Source organism: Myxococcales bacterium (genome assembly GCA_012517325.1).
GTDB lineage: Bacteria > Lernaellota > Lernaellaia > Lernaellales > Lernaellaceae > JAAYVF01.
Map to the genome: position 1 here is coordinate 1 of JAAYVF010000053.1, position 23,025 is coordinate 23,025.

The window sequence follows — 23,025 nt, forward strand, 5'->3', positions numbered from 1 at the left end:
CGATGGATGACGAACGAATCCGCCTTTCTCGCTTCGACGCCCTGGCGATGGCCGCGCTGGGCGTGTTTTTTCGCGCCGGCGACTCGTGGCTGCCCCTGGGGCTGCATTTGCTGGGAGCCGTGGCGACGGCGCTGGTGCTGATCGCCGCGGCCGATCTGAAAACCGGGCCCGCCGTTCTCTGGGCGGTCGTCGGCTGGACGCTGATCTGGCTGGGATTCCGCGCCCGGCGGCTGCTGAAAAAGCGCCCGCTCGACGAGGCCGTCGATCGCTGAACGCGGGGGCCCGCGTCGCTTGAATATTCAAAGCGAGAATAAATCGCGATCCGGCGACGCCGGCCGCTTCATTGACCCGTCCACGGTCCTTTGCTAAACAAGTACGACCGCTCCGCGACTGGGTTCGCGACGAAAGGAGCCGCACATGCGCCGTCTCACAATCGCCATCGTCCTGCTGCTGTTTCTCGCCGGATTGGCGTGGGCCGTCGGTGAAGCCGCGCCGAATTTTTCGCTGAAGGATCTCAACGGCAAGACCTACCGCCTGGCCGATTACAAGGGCAAGGTCGTCGTGCTCAGCTTCTGGATGACTTGGTGCGCGCCCTGCAAACAGGAAATGCCTTTCCTGGCCCAATATTACGAGTTCTACAAGGACAAGGGACTGGAAGTGTGGTCGATCACCGCCGATACGCCTTCCGACATGCCCAAGGTGCGCTCGATCGCCCAGCACTACAAGCTCACCAACCCGGTGCTGCTCGACCAGGACAGCCGGGTCAACAGCCTGCTCAACCCGCGCAGCGACTATCCGCTGACCGTGCTGGTCGACAAGGCGGGCAAGATCGCCTGGGTGCACGTCGGCTATCAGCCCGGCGACGAAAAACTGCTCGAGGCGCAAATCAAAAAAGCCCTGGGATTGTAAATGAAACGCCTGCTGTCGATTCTGCTGCTGGCGCTGCTGCTGCCGCTGCCGGCGCTGGCCTTGGAACTCGAAACGCCGGTCAGCGATTCGCTGAGCATCATCGAAACCCTCAAGGTTCTGCGCGACAACACGGTGAAGGACAACGAATTCTGGGCGGTGATCAACCGCCTCAACCTCGTCGTCGCCAAGGGCCCGTTCATGGCGGGGCTGCGTTACGACACCGAGGCCTACTTTCTGTCCGAGGAATACTACGTCCGCTACATCCCCGAAAAATTCTTCTTCCAATACGAGGATGGGCCGTTCCTGGCGCGGCTGGGCGATTCGTACGCGCGCTTCGGCCAGGGCCTGACGCTCAGCCTGCTCAAGCGCGACGAATTCGGCGAGGACACGACGGTGCAAGGCGCGCTGCTGCAACTGTCGCATGAAAACGTCGAGTTCGCGGCGCTGGTCGGCCCGGTCAACCTGGGCGACGACAGCGCCTTCGTCCCGCAACGCGCCCAGACCGAGGAACCGGAATTCATCGACGAGCGCGACCTGATCTGGGGCACGCACCTCGAGGCCGGCGCGCCGCAATACGTCATGGTGGGCGGCAACTGGGTCGGCGCCACGCTGCGTTTCGATCCCGACAGCCAGTTCGCCGACTACGAGGAAGACGACCGCGTCAACCTGTACTCGCTCACCGCCCGGGCGCCCGTGATGGGCGGCGTCGGCTCGCTCGAGGGCGAATATTCCTGGTTGGAATACGACGACCAGCGCGAAGCGAAATTGGACGACCTGCAGTGGGAAGGCCGCGGCGGCCATCTCGCCGCGACCTGGAACATCGGCCCAGTGACCCTGCTGACCGAAGCCACCGACTACTTCCGCTTCGAATTCCCGTACCACGATCCGCCGAGCATGGAATATACCGACATGTCGTTCGGCCATTTGCCCAATTTCACCGACGCCATCGGGGCGCGCGGCCGCGTGGATTACACCATTCCGGGCATCGACCTGGGCCTGTTCGCCAACTACACCAACATTCAGACGCACGAGGAAATGCCCGCGGAACTGGCCGACCATTACAGCGACCGCCTTTCCTGGCTGGAATGGATCGAACACTCCTACGGCGGCCTGGACAAAACCTTCGGCAACGGCGCCTACGTCAGCGGCAGCGGCGGCTACCGCGAAATCCCGGAAGGCCGCTACGTGCACGGCGACTCGAAAATCAGTACGCCGATCGTGCGACCGCACTCGCTGACCGCCGAATACAAATTCAAGCTCTTCCACGGCTTCGATCTGCTGCAAGGCACCGAATACGCCGACCATGAAACCGACCTAACCTACGGCTACGCCCCCTACCTTTCGTTGACCGGCACCTACGAATGGTCGGACGAACCGTCGGGCGGCATCATCACGCTCGGCGCGGAGGAAGAGGACAATCCGCATTTCTGGGCGGTCGAGACGATGGTCCAGCCGGCCGATTGGGCCCGCATCACCCTGGGTTACGGCCGCTACAAGGGCGGTTTGAAATGCGCCGGCGGCGTCTGCCGGCAAATGCCGCCGTTCGAGGGTTTCCGCAGCGAGTTCGCGCTCCGGTTCTAGTCATTGCGAACCGGTTCCTCGTCCGGCGCGCCTCAACTTTTTGTATCCGCATCGAATTTCTGAAATTGAAAACCCGTCGCACCCGATTTTTCCCAAACCATCCAATTTCAATTTCTCTTTTAAAACAACAAATTAGATCACTGGCCCATTTTTGGCACCCGCTTTGCTATGTAACGAAGACGGATGCTGTTGGTGATCATTTGGAAGAAAGGAACCTTTTCGCAGTAAGGCCAATCTCCTCTCCAGCGACGCCGAGCAAAGCCCCCAGCTCGGCGTCGCCTTTCCATATTAAGGCCACGGAAAATCTCCGCTTTTGAGATCGCGCCGATTCGGTTACATTCAAGGCCATGCGATTCGCCGGGAAAAATTTTACCTGCCTCGTGAAAATCCTCGCGCTGCTGCTGCCGCTCGCGCTCGCGGCCTGCGATCACGCTGACTCCACCACCGTCGAGGCGGTTCCCGATCAACCGTTTTTCACCGCCGATGAAATCGACGCCCTCCTGGCGAAAAACGAAACGCCGCCGCCCGTCGACGAGGCGACCATCGCCGCCGATTGGCTGCGGCAGAGGATGGCGCTTTCGCAGCGCCACCTGCTGACAAACCTCGACGACCGCCGCGGCGACATTCCCTACTTCGACGTGAATTTCGAAACGGGAACGATGCAGGTCAAACACGCCGGCTGGGATTGGTGCGATCTGGCGTCGCGGTACGCGCTGGCCGCGCGGATGCTGGCGCGACACCTCGGCCTGCCGGGCGACGCTGCCGCCGCGCGCCTGCTCCGCCTCGAAAAAACGATCCTGCAAAACATTCGCCGCGACGGACTGGCCTATCGCCGCGCCGCCGATTTTTCCGCCGTCGAAGCCGACATCTTCGATCAAGGCAGCGTGATGCTTTATCTGGTCGATCGCTACCGCGCGACCGGCATCGCCGAATACCGCGCGGTCATCGAAATGATGATCCGCGGCCTCTCGTTCCGGACCGTCCGCACCGAACACGGCCGGCGCTTTCTCTACCCGACCTATCGGCCCGACGGCGCGCGCGGCCCGGCGACCGACAACTGGAACGAGGCCGATCCCTGCCACCACGGCGGCCGCCTGCTCTACCCGCTGGCGCTGTTCCTGGAAGCGGCGCCCGATTCGGAAGCGGCGCGCCGCCTGTTCGACGACCTGGCGAATTACGTGCGGCTCGACGCGAAGGTTTTCGCGGCCGACGGCTCGTTCGCGGGTCACACGCACAGCCGCACCAACACCCTCCTGGGCCTGCTGATCCGCGCCCGCCAGACCGGCGACGCCGACACCGCGGCGCAGGTCCGCCGATCGGTCGATTGGCTCGTCGCGGCGACGCCGCGCTGGGGTTGGGTTCCCGAATTTCTGCCCGCCGGCGACCGGCCCGAACCGCGCGCCGCCCGCGCCGAAACCGACGGCCTCGCCGATCTGCTTTCCCTGCTGCTGTTGCTGGCGAAAGACGACCCGGCCTATTGGGACGTCGTCGAGCGCTACGTGCGCAACGGTCTGGCGCAGGCGCAATGGACCGCACCGCCGCCCGCCGATGCCCCCGATCCGCGCGGCATCTTCTGCGGGTATTGCGATCCCAACGGCTTCGGCGCGCGGTCGATGAACTGCTGTTCGCCGGCCGGCGCGCTGGCCCTGGCGGCGGTCCGCGAAGCGGCGGCGACGGTCAGCGCCGAAAAAGGGACGGCGGATTACCGCGTGTTTCTGCCGCTGGCCCGCGACGACGAAAACGTACGGATCACCTCGGCCGTCAGCGACAACCGCCTGCTGGTCACGCTGGTCATGAAAAAGGCCGGACGCTATCATCTGCGGGTGCCCGCCGACGGGCGGGATCCGAGCGCCGGCGCGGAAGTTCTGGCCCGCGCGGATCACCCCGGACAGGCACAAGATTTCGCTTTTTCGCTCAAGAAAAATACGGAAGATCGACGCCTCGGCGACGCTTCTTTCCAGTACGACTGGCTCGGTCCTTTCGTGACGCGAGTGGCCCCCGCCGCGGCTCGCTTCGGTTTTTTCCTTTCACCGGCGGACAATTGAGGACGCGACGACCATGAGACGATCCCCGCGTTTCCTTCTGCTCTGCCTGTTCGGCCTGCTGGCCTGGACGGCTTGCACCTCGGCCCCCTCGGGGCCGCACCAAACGCCGACCGTCAAAACGGTTGACCCGCTGTCTGGGGTGGCCGGCGAATTGGACGAAGCCGTTTATCAAGTGGAGGCGATTGCCGGTCCAGTGCCGAAAGACAGCCGGCTCATCCTGCGGCTGCCCGGCGCCGAGTACCCCGACAATTTCCGGGCGATGATTCCGACCGTGCGCGCGGCCCTGGACGGTCTCGATCTGCCGGTCGGCGCGGGCGATGCGCGCGGCGAATGCCCCTCGCCGTCGCGTTCGCGCTACGAGGTGCCGATTTCCCTGCCCCAAGGCCTGCCCCAGGGCGGCCGCGTGATCATCTCGGTGAACAAATACCGGCTGCCGCTGCGCGCGGTCGCGCAATTGCCGGTTTCCCTGGCGATCGGCTGGGGCAAATCGACGACGACCGAACCGCTGGCGCTGTTCGCCGAACCGGTCCGCGCCGGCGCCGCCGTGGCGGTTCTCGCCGATGTGCCGTCGACCGCCGACCCGACCGAAAAAATCAAGCTGCGGGTCACGGGCGTGGATCGGTACGGCAACGCCGCCGTGCCCGTGAATCGCGAGTTCCGTCTCGAATCCGAGCCGCAGGACCTGGACCTGCCGGACGTGACCATCGACGAGCAGGGGCAGGCCACGATCGAATTGCGGCCGCTGCCGGCCGGCGTCTATCGTTTCTCGCTGATCCAAAACGATCAGCGCTGGGGCCGCGCCGGACCGTGCCTGGTGACCGATCGACCGGCCGCGAAAAAAATGCTCTGGGGCGATCCGCACAGCCACACCGGTTATTCCGACGCTTACACCACCGCCGGCCCGCGCGACGCCTGGGCCTATGCGCGCGACGCGGCCCACCTCGACTTCGCGGCGGTGACCGATCACGCCGAACCGATCTGGAGCTGCGGCCTGCGGCCGGAAACGGAATGGGCGGCGATCCGGCAGGCGGCCCGCGAAGCGAACCAGCCGGGCTCGTTCACCGCGTTTCTCGGCTTCGAATGGACCGGCTCGTTTCCGTTCCAGCCCGGTTGGCCGGCGCACGACGGGCACGCCAACGTGCTCTTCCCGGGCGATGACGGCGAACTTTGCCGCGCCGACCGACCCGATTGCGACACCTTCCTCAAGCTGGCCGATCGCCTGACCCCGCTCGGGGCGCTGACGATCCGCCATCATACGATCGTCGCCTGGGGCGCGGCGGCCGCCCCCCGAATGCCAGTGGCCACACTGCCGGTTGTCGAGATTTTTTCAAGCCATGGCAGCAGCGAATGCCTGGATTGCCCGCGCGCGATTCCCGAACACGTCACCGACGCGGGTTACGCCGTGCAGGATTATCTGCTGGCCGGGTTGCGCCTGGGGCTGATCGGCGGCACCGACAATCATCAGGCGCGGCCGGGTAGCCGGCCGTTCCCCGGCCACGTCGACCTGGCCATGGACGCCGGCGGCCTGACCTGCGCCGTGGCCGACGAAAACACGAGAGAAGGCATCTTCGCCGCGCTCCGCGCGCGCTCCGCCTACGCCACCACCGGCGCGCGCATCTGGCTCGATTTTTCGCTGGGCGCGACGCCGCTGGGGCAACTGGCGCCGGCCGGCGCGGCGCCGGACCTGCGATTCACGGTGCATGCCGTCGAACCGCTGGCCCGCGTGGAAATCCTGCGCGGCGACCTGGACGCGAAAAAAATCACCGTGCCGTTCAAACTGGAATCGGCGGAATACGATCTGGCGGGACAATGGCGCGATCCGCAACCGGTGCGCCACGCGTTTTACTACCTGCGGGTGACCCAAAGCGACGGGCAGATGGCGTGGTCGAGCCCGATCTGGCTCGACCGCTGAGGCCGGCGTCGCAGTCCCGAGCCGCGTTCGCGGGTCAGATGTCGAGGTTGCCGACCTGCAGGGCGTTGTCCTCGATGAACTTGCGGCGCGGTTCGACCTGATCGCCCATCAGCACGGTGAAGGTTTGATCGGCGGCCACGCCGTCCTCAATGCGGACCTGCAACAGGCGGCGCCGTTCCGGGTCCATCGTCGTTTCCCAGAGCTGTTCGGGATTCATTTCGCCCAGCCCTTTGAACCGCTGGATGTTGAGGCCTTTGCGCGCCAGTTCCATCACCCGGTGCAGCATTTCCAAGCGCTTGTGGACGGTTTGCGCCTCGCCGTTGTCGTGCAGCGCGTAGGGCGGCTCGCCCAATTCGATGAGCCCTTCGTGAATCCGCCGCAGGTTCTGGTATTCGACGCCGCCGATCAGTTCGTGGCCGACCGCGCGCCAGACCTTGTTGACGGTCGCGCGCTTCGCCACGCACTGAAACTCGAAGTTACCGTGCTCTTCGTTGCGGCTCAGATCGGAAGCCTCGTAACCCGCCGCGCGCAGCGCCCCGACCAGTTGCCGCAGGTAGGCCTCGTCGGTCAGTTGGTCCTTGTGGAACAAGCCGTGGTCGAGCAATTCGAAAATCATCGAGCGCGAGTAACCGTGCTTGCCGAGGCGGTCGAGGATGAACTCGAATTGGATCAGGTCGCGCAACAGCCGCGACAGGCGCTCGCCCTCGAACACCTGGCCGGTCGCGGTGCTGATCTTCAGCCGCTCGCTGACGCGCCCGGTGAGAAAGATGTTCAGCGCCTCCTCGTCCTTGACGTAGTTGACCGATTTGCCGTGCGCGACGCGGAACAGCGGCGGCTGCGCGATGTACAGGTGGCCGCGCTCGGCCAGGTCGGGCATCTGGCGGAAGAAGAAGGTGAGCAGCAGCGTCCGGATGTGGCTGCCGTCGACGTCGGCATCGGTCATGATGATGATTTTGTGGTAGCGCAATTTTTCGAGGTTGAAGTCGTCGCGGCCGAGGCCGGTGCCGATCGCCTGCAGCATCAGCCGGATTTCCTGGTTACCCAGCATCTTGTCGTAGCGGGCTTTTTCAACGTTCAGAATCTTGCCGCGCAGCGGCAGGATCGCCTGGTTGCGGCGGTCGCGGGCCTGTTTGGCCGAGCCGCCGGCGCTGTCGCCCTCGACGAGGTATAGCTCGCACTGGCCGGGGTCTTTTTCCTGGCAGTCGGCGAGCTTACCGGGCAGGTTCGACACGTCCAGCGCGCTCTTGCGGCGCGTCAGTTCGCGCGCGCGGCGGGCCGCCTCGCGGGCCCGCGCGGCTTCGACGGACTTGGCGATGATCTTCCGCGCGATCTGCGGATTTTCCTCGAAGTGGATCGACAACTTTTCGTTGACGATGTTTTCGACGAGCCCCTTCAGTTCGCTGTTGCCGAGCTTGGTTTTGGTCTGGCCCTCGAACTGCGGCTCGGGCACCTTGATGCTGATGACGGCCGTCAGCCCTTCGCGCACGTCGTCGCCGGCCAGGTTCTGCTTGAGGTCCTTGAGCAGGTTGTTGGACGTCGAATACTGGTTGAGCACGCGGGTCAGCGCGCTGCGGAAGCCGATCAGGTGCGTGCCGCCTTCGATCGTGTTGATGTTGTTGCAGAACGAAAACAACTGCTCGCCGTAGGAGCTGTTGTACTGCATCGCCACTTCCAGCACGACGTCGTTCTTTTCGGCCTGGAAATAAATGACCGGTTCGTGCAGCACCTCTTTGTTCTGGTTGAGGTGCTCGACGAACGAGCGGATGCCGCCGACGTAAAAGAAGTCGTGGCGTTTTTCGGTGCGCTCGTCGGTGATCGAGATGTGCAATCCGCTGTTGAGGAACGACAGCTCGCGCAGGCGCTGGGCCAGCGTGTCGAAGTTGTAAACCAGCTCGGTGAAGATTTGCGGATCGGGCCGGAACCAGACCTTGGTGCCGCGCCGCCGCGTCACGCCCTTTTCGACCAGCGGCGTCGCCGGCACGCCGCGCTCGTAAGCCTGCGTGTAAACCTTGCCCTCGCGTTTGACCTCCAATTCCAGCCGCTCGGAAAGCGCGTTGACGACCGACACGCCGACGCCGTGCAGACCGCCGGAAACCTTGTAGCTCTTGCGGTCGAACTTGCCGCCGGCGTGCAGGATGGTCATAACGACCTCGGCCGCGCTCTTGTTTTCCTTCTCGTGCCAATCCACCGGAATGCCGCGGCCGTTGTCTTCCACGGTGATGGAATTGTCGAGGTGAATGACCACGTCGATGCGGTCGCAATAACCCGCCAGCGCTTCGTCGATGGAGTTGTCGACGACCTCGTACACGAGGTGATGCAAACCCATCGCCGAGGTGGAGCCGATGTACATCGCGGGCCGCTTGCGCACCGCTTCCAGACCTTCCAAAACCTGAATGCTGTCGGCATTGTACTTGCTGGAATCGTCGCCGCTCTGCGGGGTCGGGCTAGGCAAATCGCCCGGAAATTGTTCTTCGCTCATCGCGCCCAAATCCCTTCGTGGAGAGCCGATTATGGTCAAGAGGTCTGGCGAAGCACCCTGATTGATTCCGCCCTTTTCGCTTCTCCAAGAAACCCATTTTCATCAGCTGCTCAAAGTTGATGAATGATACTTCAAAATTCGCCCGTTGTCAACGCAACAAAAATAATAAATTATCAATAATAACGATTATTTACACGATGATTGCCGGCCGCTTCGGCGGGTTTTTCCGGGCCGGCGCGAAACCGTGAAAAATCCGGCCGTTCCTTCTCGCCGGACCGCGAAAGGATAAGCCCGTCACCGATCGCCGGAAAACAGATTATCTTCTATTATACTACACACATTTTCGCGAGGTTGAAAGGCCGGTTTCCACGGTGGTTCGTATCGCCGATGCTATTTTGCCAGCAACCGCCGGGCGTTGCCGCCGAAAAAATCGTCGGCCCGTTCGCGCACCCAGTCCACCCGCAGCCAACTGCGGACCTGCCACGCGTAGGGAAACGTGACGTACGGAAAATCCGAACCGAAAAGCAAGCGGTCGGCGTACCGGCCGAGCCGCGCCAGCATCGCCGGCGGCTGCTCGTACCACGGCGGCACGTGCGCGAACGAAACCTCCAGGCGCAACTCGGAGTAGCGATCCATCAGTTCGAGGTAGTCCGCGGTCTGCGGCGCGCCGAGGTGCGCGATCACCGCTTTCAATCGCGGGTTGCGCGCCAGGCGGCCCGCCAGGTGCGCGACGTCCAGCCGCTCGATTTTTTCGGGGTACGGCGCGTTGCCGGCGTGCAGGATGCAGGGAACGCCCCGCGCTTCCAGCAGAGCGAAAACCCCGTCGAGACGCACGTCGTCCAGCGCCATCCCCTGCACCTCGGCGTGGAGCTTCAGGCCGTGCAGACCCAGTTCGTCGAGCGCGCGCCGCGCCGTCGCGGCCGGATTTTCATCGGCCGGATGCACGGTGAAAAAACCGATGACGCGAGGGTCGTCGCGCTGCTGCCCGGCGATGTACTCATTGAGCGCGTCGGCGATTCCCGGCTTGTGGGCGTAGGGCAGCGCCCAGAACTCGCGAACGCCGAGCAGCGACAGGGTCCGCAGGATATCCGCGGTGCGGGTCTGGTAGGGCAGTTCCCAGCCGGCGGCGGCGAACCAGCGGCTGATCGCCGCGAACAGCTCGTCGGGAAACAGATGGACGTGCGCGTCGACGCCGACCGCGATCGGCGGTGGTTCGTAAACCGCGGCCGGCTGCCAGCGAATCATCGCCGGCCGGCTTTAACGCTTCGCCGGCCAGGCGCCGGGTTGCGCCCCCATGACGAACTCGAGCGTGCCGCCGTCGACAATCTGGTCGTGGGTGAAAAACGGCTCGGCCAGCGCGACGCCGTTGAGCTTCACGGATTGCACGTAGACGTTTTCGGGGCTGTTGTTTTCGACGGAGACCACCAGGTCACCGCCCGCCAGGTGCAGCGTCGCGCCGTCGAACAGCGGGCTGCCGATCGTGTAGACGTCGGACCCGGCCAACGGAAAGAAACCGAGCGACGAGAACAGGTACCAGGAGGACAGCGTGCCGCAATCGTCGTTGCCGTTCAGGCCCGCCGGTTCGTCGCGGTGCTTGGTTTCCAGAATCCAGCGCACGTACTTCTGCGTCAGATCCAGGCGCGAGGTGTAGTTGAACAGGTACGCGTGGAACAGGCTCATCTCGTTGCCGTGCCAGAAGTAGATGTCGGGCAGGATCGCGTTGTCGGGCCCTTGCACCGCCTGCTCGAAGGCGTAGCCCAATTTGTCGAGGAAAGCCGCTTCCGTGCCGAACAGATCGATCAGCCCCGCCGCGTCGTGCGGCACATAGAACGACCAGTGCCAGGCGTTGCCCTCGACGTACTGCTCGCTGAACACGTAACCCGGATAGAACGGCTCGTAGAAGCTGCCGTCGCTGTTGCGCGGCCGCAGAAATTCCGTTTCGGCATCCCAGTGGTTGCGGTAGTTGTGGCTGTGCTCGAGAAACATCTCGGCGTCGTCGGTCAGGCCCATCGCATCGGCCCACCACGACAGCGCCGCGTCGTCGTAGCTGTATTCCAGCGTGTCGCAGGTGCCCTTCGACGAATGATCCTCGGCGACGTAGCCGAGGGTGAGGTAATCGTCCAGCCCGCTGCGGCCGCCCGAAATGCCGGGCACCGTGGCGTGCGTGTAGCAGCCTTCATAGGCGGTTTCGTAATCCCAGTCGCGAATGCCTTTCAGGTAGGCTTCGGCGAAGACGATGTCGGCGCTGGTGCCGATCATCGAGCCGGTTTCGCCGTCCGCCTGCGGCCACTTGGGAATGGCGCCGCCCTGGTCGTACATGTCGACGAGCGACTGCATCAGGTCGGCCGATTCCGCGGGCCGCAGCAGGTTGAGCAGCGGATGTTCGGTGCGGAAAGTGTCCCACAGCGAGAAATCGGTGTAATAGCGCCGGTCACCGGCGTCGTGGGTGGTTTGATCGAACCCGAAATAGCGGTTGTTGGCCTCGGTCCAATCGGTCGGCATGAGGAAAGCGTGGTAGAGCGCCGTGTAGAAGATGCGCTTCTGGCGTTCGGTGCCGCCGACCAGATCGATCTGCGAAACGACCTCGCGCCACTGGTCCTTGGCCGCCGCGCGCAGGCCATCAAAATCCCACTCCGGAATCCGGTCGTCCAGGTTGGCGGCCGCCTGTTCCTCGCTCTGGTAGCTGAGGCCCGTCTTCACCAGCAACGGCGAGCCGCGGTCGAGCGCGAAGCGAAAATAGGCGCCGATGTCGGTGCCCGTTTCCGCGGTCTGGTTCGCGGTGGGGTCGCCGTCCTTCCAGGTGCCGTAGGCCGCGAAGGGTTCCGAGAACCGCACCACATAGTAAACCAGCACGCCGCCGTGCCGGCCCGACATCGGCCCGTGCAAGTCCATCATCCCGCTGACCGTCCGGTTCGCCGGATCGATGGCCACCGTCGCGTTCTGGACCCAGCCTTCCTCGATCGAATGGGTCGGCACCACGACGAGGTACGGATCGTCGCTGGGCGCGTAGGTATAACGGTGCATCGCCGCCAGGTCGGCGGTCGTCAATTCGGCCAACACCTGCGGATCGTCGAGCCACACGCGGTAATAGCCCGCTTCGGCGCGTTCGTTCGTGTGCAGGTACTTGCTGCGGTAGGAGCGTTCCTTGATCGGCGTGCCGGGCATGCCGTCGGTCGGCATGATCAGCAGGCTGGCCCCGTCCGGGGCGCCGGTGCCGTGCATCCGGGTGTGCGAGAAACCGCGAATCTGCGGATCGGGATAGTAATAGCCGGAAAAGTGATTGAACCCGTAGTTGATGCCGTCGAGCGTGGTGTCGGGGCACAGGGACAGCATGCCGAACGGCACCTTCGGACCCGGATAGGCGCTGGCGTAGCCATAGCCCAGGCCGCCCGAGCCGATGAACGGATCGATGTAATCGACGGGCTCGACGGGCGAGCTGTCGTCGTTGTTGTCGTCGTTGTCGTCGTTATCGTTGTCGTCGTTGTCGTCGTTGTCGTCATCGTCGCCCGGCGACTGGTCGTCGTTGTCGTCATCCGCGGCGGCGTCGTCGTTGTCGTCGTCATCGCCGTTCGCGCAGGCGGACAGCGCCACCAGGCCCAAACTCAAAATCAGGATGATCCACCAAGGAAAAGCCCGCATGTCAGTACTCCTCATCGGCTGCAATGAGGCAGTATGACTTGATTGGCCCCGGCAAATCAATTGCGGCCGCGAGCTCGGGCTAGCGGGCCATTTTCTTGAACAGGACCCGCAGGGTGGTAAACAAAATCTTCAGGTCAAAGCCCAGGTTGGTGTGCTTGATGTAGTACAAATCGAGTTGCAGTTTTTCGCGGGAGTCCTCGACCGAGGCCCCGTAGGGGTAGCGGACCTGCGCCCACCCGGTGATGCCGGGCTTCACCACGTGCCGCTGGTGATAATACGGGATCGCCGCCGCCAGTTGCTTGACGAAAAACGGCCGTTCGGGGCGCGGGCCGACGAAGCTCATCGAGCCGGCGATGACGTTCCACATCTGGGGAATTTCGTCGACGCGGAACCGGCGGATGAAGCGGCCGACGGGGGTCACGCGGGTGTCGTTCATCGCCGCCCAGACCGGCCCCGAACGCGCTTCGGCGTCGGTATACATCGACCGGAACTTGAGCAACTGGAAGGTGCGACCGCCCTTCCCCACCCGTTCCTGCCGGTACAGGATCGGGCCGCGGCTGGTGAGTTTGATCAGCAGGCCGATGATCAGAATGATCGGCGAGGCCAGGATCAGACCCAGCAACGCCACCAGAAAGTCGAACACCCGTTTGATGAAGAGGCGCAGGCGACTGATCTTGAAGCCGTCGGTGAACACGAACCAGCTCGGGCGGAGCGATTCGAGGATGATTTTTCCGGAAAACAGTTCGTGAAAAGTGACGTTGTCGACGATGCGCACGCCCGCCAACTTCAGGCCCATCAGTTCCTCGGTGGGCAGATTGCCGCGCTGCTCGTCCAGGGCGACGATGATCGAGTCGATGGGCTTTTCGTCGAAGAGGTTCGGCAGTTGCTTGGCGTAGCCGAGGATCGGGAAGCCGAGCAGGTCCTCGCGGTCGGTTTTCTGCTCGTCGATGACCCCGACCACGTCGTAGCCCGAATGGCTGTAGCGCAGCACGTCCTCGAGCACCGCCTGCGACGCGCGGCCCGTGCCCAACACCACGACGCGCTGGGTAAAACTGGATTCCTTGCTGAATTCGTTCCACAGGAAGCGGTACAAAATGGTGGCGAAGATCGAGAGCGGGGCGATCAGCGAAACCATGTAATCGCCGGCTTTGGCGGGCGGATAGAAATAATAGATGACGGTCAGAATGAGAATCACCGCAATGAAACTGCTGAGCAGATTGCTGAAAAACTCACGGAAGGAAATGTGCAGGGAGATCTCATAAATATCGAAATAATAAAAGCAGACCTTGATGACCACGAACATCACGAGAAACGAACCGATTTTCTGAGCCGAAAAAACCGGATACGCGTCGAGCAGATAGCGCAAATGCCCGGCCAGGCCGATGCACGCCAAAAGAATCAAATCCTGGAAAATGGTGAAGACAAAATTCCGACTGGCGTTTGAACGCATATTCTCCCACCGTTCGCCCCATCACGGCGTTTTATCCGGCAGCGATCATTTACCGTTGATCCTGTTGTAGAGTTTGTCTTTCTTCGCTAGAATCGTCAAGGAACTTATCGCGCTTTTTATTTCCCACTGGGAGGGGTTACGATGTCCCGAAAATTCCTTATTTTTACGTTATGCCTCGTTCTCCTCATGGGCCTTCTCGCCTGCTCCTCCGGTTCCGACAACAAAGCGTCGGGCCGCGAATTAGCCGATGACGACGACCAGCCGCCGCTCTCCGACGACGACAACGGCGGTGACGACGACGATAACGATAACGACGACAACGACAGCGGCGATGACGACAGCGGCGACGACGACAGCGGCGACGACGACAGCGGCGACGACGACGATGACGACGATGATGATGATGACGACGACGACAACGACGACAACGACGACAACGACACCACCCCGGGGACGCCGCCGACGGTGGAAATCGTCACTCCCGTGGACGGTCAGACCTATTACTCGCCGGAAGTCGAGGTCGAGATCGCGACGACCGACACCACCGAGTGGCACGTGCTGTTGGACGGCGTTTCCGCCGATTCGCGTCTCTTCTTTGACGACACCGACATCACCGGGACGCTGGACGGCCTGACGACCGGCTCGCACACCCTGGAAGTCACGGTATACAACGACGCGGGCGACGCCTACGACACGGTCGATTTCGATGTCGACATGACCGGCATCGCCTACCTGGATTTGAGCCTGTCCCATGCCTCGGCGCAGCTCTTGACCCCGGTCACCCGAACCGTGGTCGTATACGACGAGGAAGGTAACGACATCACCGACGACATGACGATCGATTACACCATCGATCCGGAAACCGGTTTCAACCAAAATGGCGACCTTTTCGAATTCACCGAGCCCGGCACCTACACCTTTGGCGCCAGTTGCGAATACAATGGCAAAACCCTGCTCGCCGACGATGAACGACACGTCGCCTACGACGCGATTCCCGACTCCATCACGCTCAACATGGCGACCAGCGTGGTGGCCGGCGGCATGGTGATCGCCAACGCCGCCGTCTTCAACCAATTCGACCAATTGCTCGTCAACTACCCGATTCAAATCACCGTCAACCCGACCGACGGCGTGATCATCAACGGCCGCCAGATCACCTTTACCGTCACCGGCGATTACACGGTCACGGTCAATCCGCTGAATTACCCCGCGATCACCGCCTCGCGCGTCGTCACCGTGCTTCCCGGCACGCCCGTTTCCCTCTCCCTGACGCTCGACGATTACGCGGTGAGCGCCGGCCAATTGGTGCATTACACCGTGACGGGCGAGGATTCGTACGGCAACCCGATCACCACCGGCTGGACGATCACCGTCAACCCGACGACCCGCGTCACGATCGACACGACCGCGCAGACGATCCGCTTCGATCAATCCGGCGCCTACACCGTTCGCGCCCAATACCTGACGCTCTACGACACGAAAACGGTCGCGGTGACCGACAACGTTCCGCCGACCATCACCTGGACCAGTCCGGCCCGCGGCACGTTCACCAACCAGCAAATGCAATTGCTGGCCGGAACGGTGACCGACGTCGGCGGCTCGGTGACCTACTTCGCCATCAACGGCAGCCAGGTCGCGCTGAACAACGGCCAGTTCAGCACCACGATCTACCTGCAACCGGGCCTGAATTTCTATGAGGCCTCGGCGACCGACAATTCCGGCAACATCGGTTACGCGGCCATCAGCATCCTCTACGGCGGCTACCTGACCAACGATTCCTGGGTGACCAACGCCCTGGGGTTGCACCTCTCCTACGACGGCGTGAAGCGGATCGAGGACGTCGCCGAGGATTATTTCGCCGAAAACATCGACCTGGAACAGTACATTTACGACAATCTCGAGATTCACCAGGTCTTCACGGTCGGCTCGGTCGATTGCTCCGTCGACCTGGTGCCGAATTCGGTTTCCTTCGATCCCATCGCGATCACCGTCACCCCGCAATCGGGCTACCTGAATCTCCTCGCGTCGATCGACAACCTCGCCGTTGCGGTCACTGCGACAATCAGTTGCGCCGATGACGGCGGCGCGAAAACCGTCTACAACGGCACGATGACCGCCGATTGGATCCGCGCCCAGGCACCGGCCTACGCCTCTGTCGTCGGCGGCGACCTGCAAGTGTCGCTCGGCGCAATCAACATCACCAAGCAGAATCTGGTCGTCACCCTCTCGGGCGTGGATCCGACGCTCGTGTCCATGATCGTCACCTCGATCTGGCCGTACCTCGAAACCTACGCCAACGGCATGGCCGACGACCTGGTCGGGGTGGTCAACGACACCTTGCAAAGCCTGGAACTGGAATACGACCTGCCGATCCTGGGCAAGACCTTCTCCTTCGCCGCCAATTTCTCCAGCGTCGCGATCAACTCCGGCGGCATCAAAATGTGGCTGACCGCGCAAACCACGGCCAATGCCTGGGATCCCAACACGCCGACTTTCTCGGGTTCCTACGCCACCGCGGGAACCGTGCCGACCTTTACCGGCACCTCGCCCAACGGCTTCGGCTACGAATTGGGCAGCGCCTTCGCCGACGACATCCTCAACCAGGCTCTCTACACCGTGTACCGCGCCGGCTTGCTGACCTTCGACCTCACCCAGGCGACGGCCCCGCAATACGGCTTCGAGTTCGACCTGACGGCCGGCGATCTGGAATTGTTCTTCCCCGGACTCAGCGACATCGCCGGTCCGGACGCGCCGATCGGCATCCAGTTGCGGCCGAAACTGCCGCCGATCCTCTCGCTCTCGCCCGCGAAAGACGCCGCGGTTGAACTGCAAATGGGCGAATTCTTCGTGAACCTGGTCGTGGATCCGGACGACGACCCGACCACGGCGCTGTCGATGATTCTGGCCGTCAAGGCGCCGGTCACGGTCGGCCCGAGCGAAGACGGCGATTCGTTGCATTTCACTTTCGGCAATCCGGATATCCTCCTGGACGTGACCGATTCGATGTTCGTGCTTCCCGAGGCCTTCCTCGAAACCTTCATGCCGGCGCTGGTCCAAATGTTGCTTCCGCTGGCCGGCCGGTTCCTGGAAGACTTCGCCATCCCCTCCTTCGAGGGATATTCCATCAGCATCAACGACATCGGCGTGATGGGTAACGCCGACGATTATCTCGGGGTTTTCGGCGACCTGGTGGTGGATGCGCAGGCGCAATGGCTGTTGCGGCAGAATCTGCGTTAACGGCCGGCGGGCCCATGGACGAGCGGAACGAATGAAAAAAATGAAGCACCGCCGCCACGCGGCCGTCTGGGCCGTCGCGGTATGGATCGCTTGCCTGCTGCCGGCCGGCTGGGCCGCCGCCGGCAATGAATATCCGACCGACAAAGCGCCGACCATCTACCTGGGAGCGCGTTACGACAACATCGGTTTCGTGGTCGTCACCGGCGATTTCAACGGCGACGGCCACACCGATTTGTTTTTCAGCGCTCCCGGCGACTGATACAAGAATCCGGCGTCCCGGGCGGACGTCCAGCGCGTTTACGGAGTCCTCGGCCCGCTTCCCAATTCCCTGGGAATCGTCGATCTGTCGGTCACCCCGACCGACGTGCAAGTGATCGGCCCGCCTTACTGCGGCGGGTTCGGCGGTTCGCTGGCCCTAGCCGATTTGAACGAGGACGGCTGCGACGACCTGATCGTCGGCGATTTTCTTTCGCAACCGGCCACGCAAATCTGGGCCGGGGAAGTCGGCGTCCTGTACGGCCGCACCGATCCCCCGGCGAATTGGGTGGTGGATTGGCGGGTCGAATCGCCGCCGTTGCGCATTTACGAAGACGTTTATTATCTGCAACTGGGCGCCGCGCTCGGCGTCGGCGATTTCGACGGCGACGGCCATCCCGACCTGGCGATCGGCACCGATTCGTACCTGGATCCCGGCGCCATTTATCTGCTGCGCGGCCCCTTCCCCGCCCCGGCTTCGCCGGCCGTGCGCGACCTGGCGACCGAACCCGCCGAGTGGCTGCTGCCCACGCCGGGCGGCGCGATGGACGGCTTCGGCACGACATTCGCCCTGGCCGATCTGGACGGCGACGGCCGGGACGATCTGGCGGCCGGCGCCCCCGATCAAACCAATGACGACTTGCAAGGCGCGACGTACGTTTATTTCGGCCGCGCCTTGGCGGCGACGGCCGGCAACCTGAGCCCCGATGTCTCGATTCTTTCCGGCGATGCCGACCGTTTCGTTCGCCTCGGCGCGTCGCTGGCGCTCGGCGATTACACCGGCGACGGTCTGCCGGATTTGCTCGTCGCCGATCCCTTTTTCGTCCATGAAGAAAAACACACCGGCCGCCTGTTTCTGCTCGACGGCACCCGCCTGGAGCCGGGCGCTTCCTTCGCGCTGCCGCAAGGCGCCGCCGACTGGACGCTGACCGGCGTCGGCGATTGGTGGTACGTCTTCGACCGCTTTGCGGTCACCCATACCGTGGGAGCGGCCGCCGGGCCGACCCTGCTCGTCGGCGCGACCAAGGCGACCTGGGACGAAATGCGTTACACCGGAGTGGTGTTGCGCGTCGACCGCGACCGGGTAGCCGATTTGGGACCGGACGTGTTGCTGGCGGACGTCGAACCCAACGCGATTTATTGCGGCGCCCGCGCTTACTTTTACCTGGGCAACTCCATCACGCCCGCCGATCTGACCGGCAACGGCATCCCCGACCTCGTGCTGGGCGCCTCGGGATCGCTGACCGGCGACGACCTGGGCGGCGTCGTGGCCGTCTATCCCGATCACTTGAACGACGTCATTCCCGACGACGATGACGATGACGATGACGATGACGACGATGACGACGACAACGATAACGACAACGACGATAACGACAACAATGACAACGACAATGACACCGCCCCGATCGATGACGATACCGCGCCGGAAACCGACGACGACTCGGCCCCGGCTCCCGGCGACGACGATTCCCCCGCCGGCGGGCCGAGTGACGACGGCGATGACGACGAAGGCGGCTGCGGCTGTTAACTGAAACGACGGCCGGCGCGGCGCAGCTCCCCGCCCAACCAATGACCTTTTCGGCCGGAATTGTTTCGGCCGGAATAGACTGCCGGACCACACCGAAGTAAGATGATACAAACCGTTACTCGGAGGTACCCTGATGTCTTTTCGACACTGGTTAATATCACTGTTGGCCCTCGCGTTTTTACTCGCGGCGCTCGGCGCGGCGGGAGCCGGCACGCCGCTGTACGATCCGGCCGCGAAAATCCGCATCCAGCGCGGGGCTCATGAATTGACGGCTTACCAGCAGGCGGAAACGGCGTTTTCGCCGTTGCGCCAGGCGGCCTTCCGCCACCGGATGGAACGCAAGGCGCCCAACCCGATCGAGATCAAGCACAGCCTGATCGCCTTCGACGCCGAAGAAGGCCCCGGCACCATCGACACGCAAACCACGGTGACCCTGGCGGCGACCGAGGACGGCGTGACCACCGGCGAGTTCGTCGTCACGGCGCTCGAAGATTTTTCGGTCACCGACAACGGAGGCATTCCGCTGACCGTCGAGGCGAACCCCTACTACGGCACCGTCGTCGTCACCTTCCCCGAAACGCTCGACGAGGGCGATGAACTGGTGCTCGTGTTTCACAACGCGGGAACGCCCGACTGCGAGCCGGACGACTTCTTCGGCATGGTCTTCTGCCGGGTTTCCGACGACATCGTCTTTTTCGCCGGCCTGGATTGGGTGCCGTCGAAGGCCGCTTACACCCTCGAGGATTACTACGGCCACCAGACGACCGATCTGGACATCACCACGCCGCCGGACTACCTCGCGGTGTCCACTTCCGATCCGGCCGGGGTGGACGACGAGGGCGATCACCTGGTGCAGCATTTCGTCGGCCACTTCGACGAATCCTACGCCGGCTTCGCCTACGCCAAGTATGAAACCTTCACCCACGCGACTGCCGCCGGGCAACCGGTCACGACCTATCTGCACACCGGCACGACCTCGTTCGGGCAGCCCTGGGCGGATACCGGCGCGGCGATCATCGATTATTTCGCCGGCATCTTTTCCCCCTACGTTTACAACAAGCACGATCTGGTGCAGACGATCAACGAACTGGGCGGCGGCGTCGGGCCCCAATCGCTGAGTTTTTATTACGCCGACGCGCTGATCACCGACCCGGCTTATATGTTTTCCGAGAGCATCTTCTCGCACGAAATCGCCCACTCCTGGTGGGGCAACATGATCCGCTACGGCGACGAGGATTCGCCCTGGCTCAACGAGGGCATCGCCGAATATTCCTCGCGCCGCTACGGCTACCAGGTCTGGCCGTCCTACTACCAGGATTACCTCTACGAGTTCTACTTCAATTACTTCCGCTATGCGGTCGACCCGTCGCAGGAAGTGCCGATGAGCAGCGATGCCATCTTCGCGGTCGATTCGATGATCTACCAGGCGCTGACCTACTGGAAAGGCGCCCACGTGCTGCGGATGCTCGAATCCTGGCTCGGCGACGAGGACTTCCTCGCCGGCATGGCCGACTATGCGCAAACGTACACCTGGGAAAACAACGCGGAACTGACGACCGTAGATAAGTACCGCGCCAAGCTCGAAGCCACCAGCGGCCTGGATCTGCAGGGCTTCTTCGACCAGTGGGTCTACGGCAAGGGTTACCCCGTCTACCGCTGGGCCGCCGAGTTCGGCCAGGACGGCGCGCAATATACCGCCCGCCTCCGCGTCGAGCAGATTCAGGAATCCGGCGCCTTTTTCGATCTGCCCGTCCAGGCGTCGCTCTGGATCGGCGAGGAAGACGAGCCGCGCACCGTCTCGCTGGAATTCACCGCCGGCGTCGCCGACCAGACCTTCACCTTCGACGCCGAGCCGCGCGGCGCGCGCGTCGACGGCGAGGCGCGCATCTGGGGCGACAAGATCGCCGCGCTGACCGGCGACGTGGACGCCAGCAACGAGGTCGACGGGCTCGATTTGATTTACGTCGCCTGGTCGCAGGGCGGCCTGTTCAACGATTACGACCATTACAATTACCTGCCCGAGGCGGATTTCGACCGCGATTTCACGGTCGACCAAACCGACCTGGACGCGCTGCACGCCAACTTCGGCAAGAGGGGAACGATCGATGAATAAGCTGTTTCGACTGCTCGCTATCGCGTTGTTGCTGCTGGCGGCGGCGTCCGCCGGCTGCCAGAAAAGCGGCGATGACGACGACAATCAGAACAACGACGACGACAACACCCCGTTCCAGGCCAAGCAGATCACCTTCACCCCGGCCGGTTCCGCCCAGGCGGGCGACATCTGGCTGGAAATGGAAAACGCCGATCCGGCCCAAAACGCCTTCACCCTGCGACTGATGGGCAACGGCCTGACCGACGTTTACGGCGTCGCCGGCCGGCTGACCTTCGATCGCGCGATCGGCGCGCTCAACTCCGCCGCGCCCAAGGATGCCTTGGGCTCCGGCGGCGCGACCGTCGCCACCGAGGCGGCCGCCAACGACGCCGGCGGCGTCTTCGGCTTCAGCCGCCAGGGCCTGGTCGCGGGCGTCGCCTTCGCCGAACCGGTCGTCATCGGCACGCTCGAATTCAACGCGCTCAAGGCCGGGAAAACGGACATCGCCTTCACCGAAAACAAATCGCGGGTGATGAATCCGGATCTCGAGGTCGTCGAGGTGGCGCACTGGCTCGGCGGAACGCTAACGGTGGAGTAAAGGGCTAGGACCAAATCAAAAGGGCGGCCCGACGGCCGTCCTTTTTGCATGATTCAACCGTCGATAGTCCATGAGCGATGCGCTTTACTCCGCGTCGGCCGCGACGAGAAAATTAGTTGGCCATGCGCCGGTAATCGTAGCAAAGGAGTAAAGAGGAATTAGTTCGGTTCCTTTGATTAGATAGACAACATCCTCGGTAGTTTCTTTCGCGATGCCCCCGCCGCCAGGGGCAAAGGCGATACTAAACAGTCGAGGCCAATCGGGATCAATTATTTCTCCATCTTTCCCAAGCACCAAGGTTTTTGGATCGTCGCTCCAAGCATCACAGTTTAATGTGACGAAGTCATCATTGATCCGGTCCAACACGGCCGACCGGAACGCGTATTGCTCAAACCGCTCGTCCCGAATCCAAGTGGCGTTTTCGTAGCGGTAGAGCGTCAAATTCATATCGTCGCCTTCCCAAGTGCCCCAGACGGCATAGGCCGTTTCCGGTCCGGACAAAATCGCGCTGATCAATTCGTCCTCCCCGGGAGGGAAATCGTTCACTACCGTTGCCGTTGATCCATCGAAAAACGTCATCGTGTCGCTATTGTCATTAAAAAGCAGACAACTGTTCTTGGCGCGGCATTGCAACATCGTGCCGATATCAAAAGAAGCCAAGGGAGCCCCCCAGGATTCGCCGTCGAAAAAATACAAGGAGGGCGGCCGGCCGGAGAGCGCATAGCCCGTGCCGTCGGCAAAGCGTTGGGGCGCGATGGACAAGGCAGGCTCCGCGCCCGCCGCCACCGGCGGCTGTGGTTCAAATTCGCCCCACGAACCGTTGTCGAGATGATACAGCGTGGTCTCACCGGCCGCCCAGCCGATTTGCGCCGAACCGAGAGAGCCGGAAGCGAAAATCTGTGTGTCGGGGATTATCTGCTTGATGGCGGTTTCATTTTCAACGCGATAGAAATCGATCCACTCCTCGTACATGTTGGTGCTGACCGCGAACCAACCGACGATCGGTTTCACGTGGTCCGGCCAGTGCCCGGCCGAACTGTCGTCGTCATCATCGTCATTGTCGTTATCATCATTATTATCGTCGTCATCATTGTCGTTGTCGTCGTCATCGTCATCGTCATTGACGGCATCGTTGTCATCATCGTCGCCACCGGCACAGCCAATGACGGAAAGCAACAAACAGAAAAGAACTCCAGCCGATATCCGAAACAACGTTCGACACATTGACGAAATCATCTCTGCGGGATGATACGATCGATAAAGGAGGTGTGAAATGCCAAGACAATCAACCATCTTA

Annotated in this window: 15 protein-coding genes and 1 pseudogene; 11 read left to right on the top strand and 5 right to left on the bottom strand. The window is 62.7% G+C overall.

Annotated elements, in window-relative coordinates; all coding sequences use genetic code 11:
* The 5 genes from GX444_09600 to GX444_09620 form a co-directional block, all read left to right on the top strand.
* Nucleotides 1–272 (top strand): hypothetical protein (locus GX444_09600; protein NLH48843.1); only part of this gene is annotated, 272 nt, incomplete at its 5' end.
* A 145-nt stretch (nt 273–417) separates the two neighbouring features.
* Entirely contained in the window at nt 418–909 is a 492-nt protein-coding gene (locus tag GX444_09605; protein NLH48844.1) for a redoxin domain-containing protein, read from the top strand.
* Nucleotides 910–2,490: a hypothetical protein gene (locus tag GX444_09610; protein NLH48845.1), complete on the top strand. Its 1,581-nt coding sequence runs from the start codon at nt 910–912 to the stop codon at nt 2,488–2,490.
* Between the two features lie 380 nt (nt 2,491–2,870).
* Nucleotides 2,871–4,535 carry a hypothetical protein gene (locus GX444_09615; GenBank protein ID NLH48846.1) on the top strand — a complete coding sequence of 555 codons (1,665 nt, stop codon included), beginning with the start codon at nt 2,871–2,873 and terminating at the stop codon, nt 4,533–4,535.
* Between the two features lie 13 nt (nt 4,536–4,548).
* Entirely contained in the window at nt 4,549–6,447 is a 1,899-nt protein-coding gene (locus GX444_09620; protein ID NLH48847.1) for a DUF3604 domain-containing protein, read from the top strand.
* Between the two features lie 34 nt (nt 6,448–6,481).
* Here the strand turns inward: GX444_09620 and gyrB are convergent, their stop codons facing one another.
* The 4 genes from gyrB to GX444_09640 form a co-directional block, all read right to left on the bottom strand.
* Nucleotides 6,482–8,926: a DNA topoisomerase (ATP-hydrolyzing) subunit B gene (gyrB, locus tag GX444_09625; GenBank protein NLH48848.1), complete on the bottom strand. Its 2,445-nt coding sequence runs from the start codon at nt 8,924–8,926 to the stop codon at nt 6,482–6,484.
* A gap of 390 nt (nt 8,927–9,316) precedes the next feature.
* Nucleotides 9,317–10,171, bottom strand: coding sequence for an amidohydrolase (locus GX444_09630; GenBank protein ID NLH48849.1), 855 nt, complete (start codon nt 10,169–10,171; stop codon nt 9,317–9,319).
* A gap of 12 nt (nt 10,172–10,183) precedes the next feature.
* Nucleotides 10,184–12,565, bottom strand: a complete 2,382-nt coding sequence (locus GX444_09635; GenBank protein NLH48850.1) for a glycoside hydrolase family 92 protein — start codon at nt 12,563–12,565, stop codon at nt 10,184–10,186.
* Nucleotides 12,566–12,644: 79 nt separating this feature from the next.
* On the bottom strand, nt 12,645–14,015 hold the full coding sequence (locus GX444_09640) for a TIGR03013 family PEP-CTERM/XrtA system glycosyltransferase (protein NLH48851.1): 1,371 nt from the start codon (nt 14,013–14,015) through the stop codon (nt 12,645–12,647).
* A gap of 141 nt (nt 14,016–14,156) precedes the next feature.
* On the opposite strand from GX444_09640, the gene GX444_09645 reads away from it, so the two are divergent.
* From GX444_09645 to GX444_09665, 5 genes are all read left to right on the top strand, one after another.
* Nucleotides 14,157–17,252: a hypothetical protein gene (locus GX444_09645; GenBank protein ID NLH48852.1), complete on the top strand. Its 3,096-nt coding sequence runs from the start codon at nt 14,157–14,159 to the stop codon at nt 17,250–17,252.
* A 31-nt stretch (nt 17,253–17,283) separates the two neighbouring features.
* On the top strand, nt 17,284–17,511 hold the full coding sequence (locus tag GX444_09650) for a hypothetical protein (protein ID NLH48853.1): 228 nt from the start codon (nt 17,284–17,286) through the stop codon (nt 17,509–17,511).
* Between the two features lie 111 nt (nt 17,512–17,622).
* A complete protein-coding gene (locus GX444_09655; GenBank protein ID NLH48854.1) occupies nt 17,623–19,038 on the top strand; it encodes a hypothetical protein in 1,416 nt (471 codons plus the stop codon).
* A 133-nt stretch (nt 19,039–19,171) separates the two neighbouring features.
* Nucleotides 19,172–21,151, top strand: coding sequence for a hypothetical protein (locus GX444_09660; GenBank protein NLH48855.1), 1,980 nt, complete (start codon nt 19,172–19,174; stop codon nt 21,149–21,151).
* A complete protein-coding gene (locus tag GX444_09665) occupies nt 21,144–21,728 on the top strand; it encodes a hypothetical protein (protein NLH48856.1) in 585 nt (194 codons plus the stop codon). The genes GX444_09660 and GX444_09665 overlap by 8 nt, the downstream gene beginning before the upstream one ends.
* A gap of 84 nt (nt 21,729–21,812) precedes the next feature.
* Here GX444_09665 and GX444_09670 read toward each other — a convergent pair whose 3' ends face one another.
* Nucleotides 21,813–22,700 (bottom strand): hypothetical protein, encoded by an 888-nt coding sequence (locus tag GX444_09670; protein ID NLH48857.1) that lies wholly within the window; start codon nt 22,698–22,700, stop codon nt 21,813–21,815.
* Nucleotides 22,701–22,767: 67 nt separating this feature from the next.
* Between GX444_09670 and GX444_09675 the strand changes: the two are divergent.
* Nucleotides 22,768–22,875, top strand: a pseudogene (locus tag GX444_09675) (peptidase).
* Nucleotides 22,876–23,025: the final 150 nt, after the last annotated feature.

Bases quoted from the DNA above. Each gene is read 5' to 3' on its own strand.
- GX444_09630 (NLH48849.1), bottom strand. From the start codon at position 10,171: ATGATTCGCTGGCAGCCGGCCGCGGTTTACGAACCACCGCCGATCGCG.
- GX444_09665 (NLH48856.1), top strand. From the start codon at position 21,144: ATGAATAAGCTGTTTCGACTGCTCGCTATCGCGTTGTTGCTGCTGGCG.
- GX444_09670 (NLH48857.1), bottom strand. From the start codon at position 22,700: ATGTACGAGGAGTGGATCGATTTCTATCGCGTTGAAAATGAAACCGCC.
- GX444_09640 (NLH48851.1), bottom strand. From the start codon at position 14,015: ATGCGTTCAAACGCCAGTCGGAATTTTGTCTTCACCATTTTCCAGGAT.
- GX444_09620 (NLH48847.1), top strand. From the start codon at position 4,549: ATGAGACGATCCCCGCGTTTCCTTCTGCTCTGCCTGTTCGGCCTGCTG.
- gyrB (NLH48848.1), bottom strand. From the start codon at position 8,926: ATGAGCGAAGAACAATTTCCGGGCGATTTGCCTAGCCCGACCCCGCAG.
- GX444_09610 (NLH48845.1), top strand. From the start codon at position 910: ATGAAACGCCTGCTGTCGATTCTGCTGCTGGCGCTGCTGCTGCCGCTG.
- GX444_09605 (NLH48844.1), top strand. From the start codon at position 418: ATGCGCCGTCTCACAATCGCCATCGTCCTGCTGCTGTTTCTCGCCGGA.
- GX444_09650 (NLH48853.1), top strand. From the start codon at position 17,284: ATGAAAAAAATGAAGCACCGCCGCCACGCGGCCGTCTGGGCCGTCGCG.
- GX444_09645 (NLH48852.1), top strand. From the start codon at position 14,157: ATGTCCCGAAAATTCCTTATTTTTACGTTATGCCTCGTTCTCCTCATG.
- GX444_09660 (NLH48855.1), top strand. From the start codon at position 19,172: ATGTCTTTTCGACACTGGTTAATATCACTGTTGGCCCTCGCGTTTTTA.
- GX444_09635 (NLH48850.1), bottom strand. From the start codon at position 12,565: ATGCGGGCTTTTCCTTGGTGGATCATCCTGATTTTGAGTTTGGGCCTG.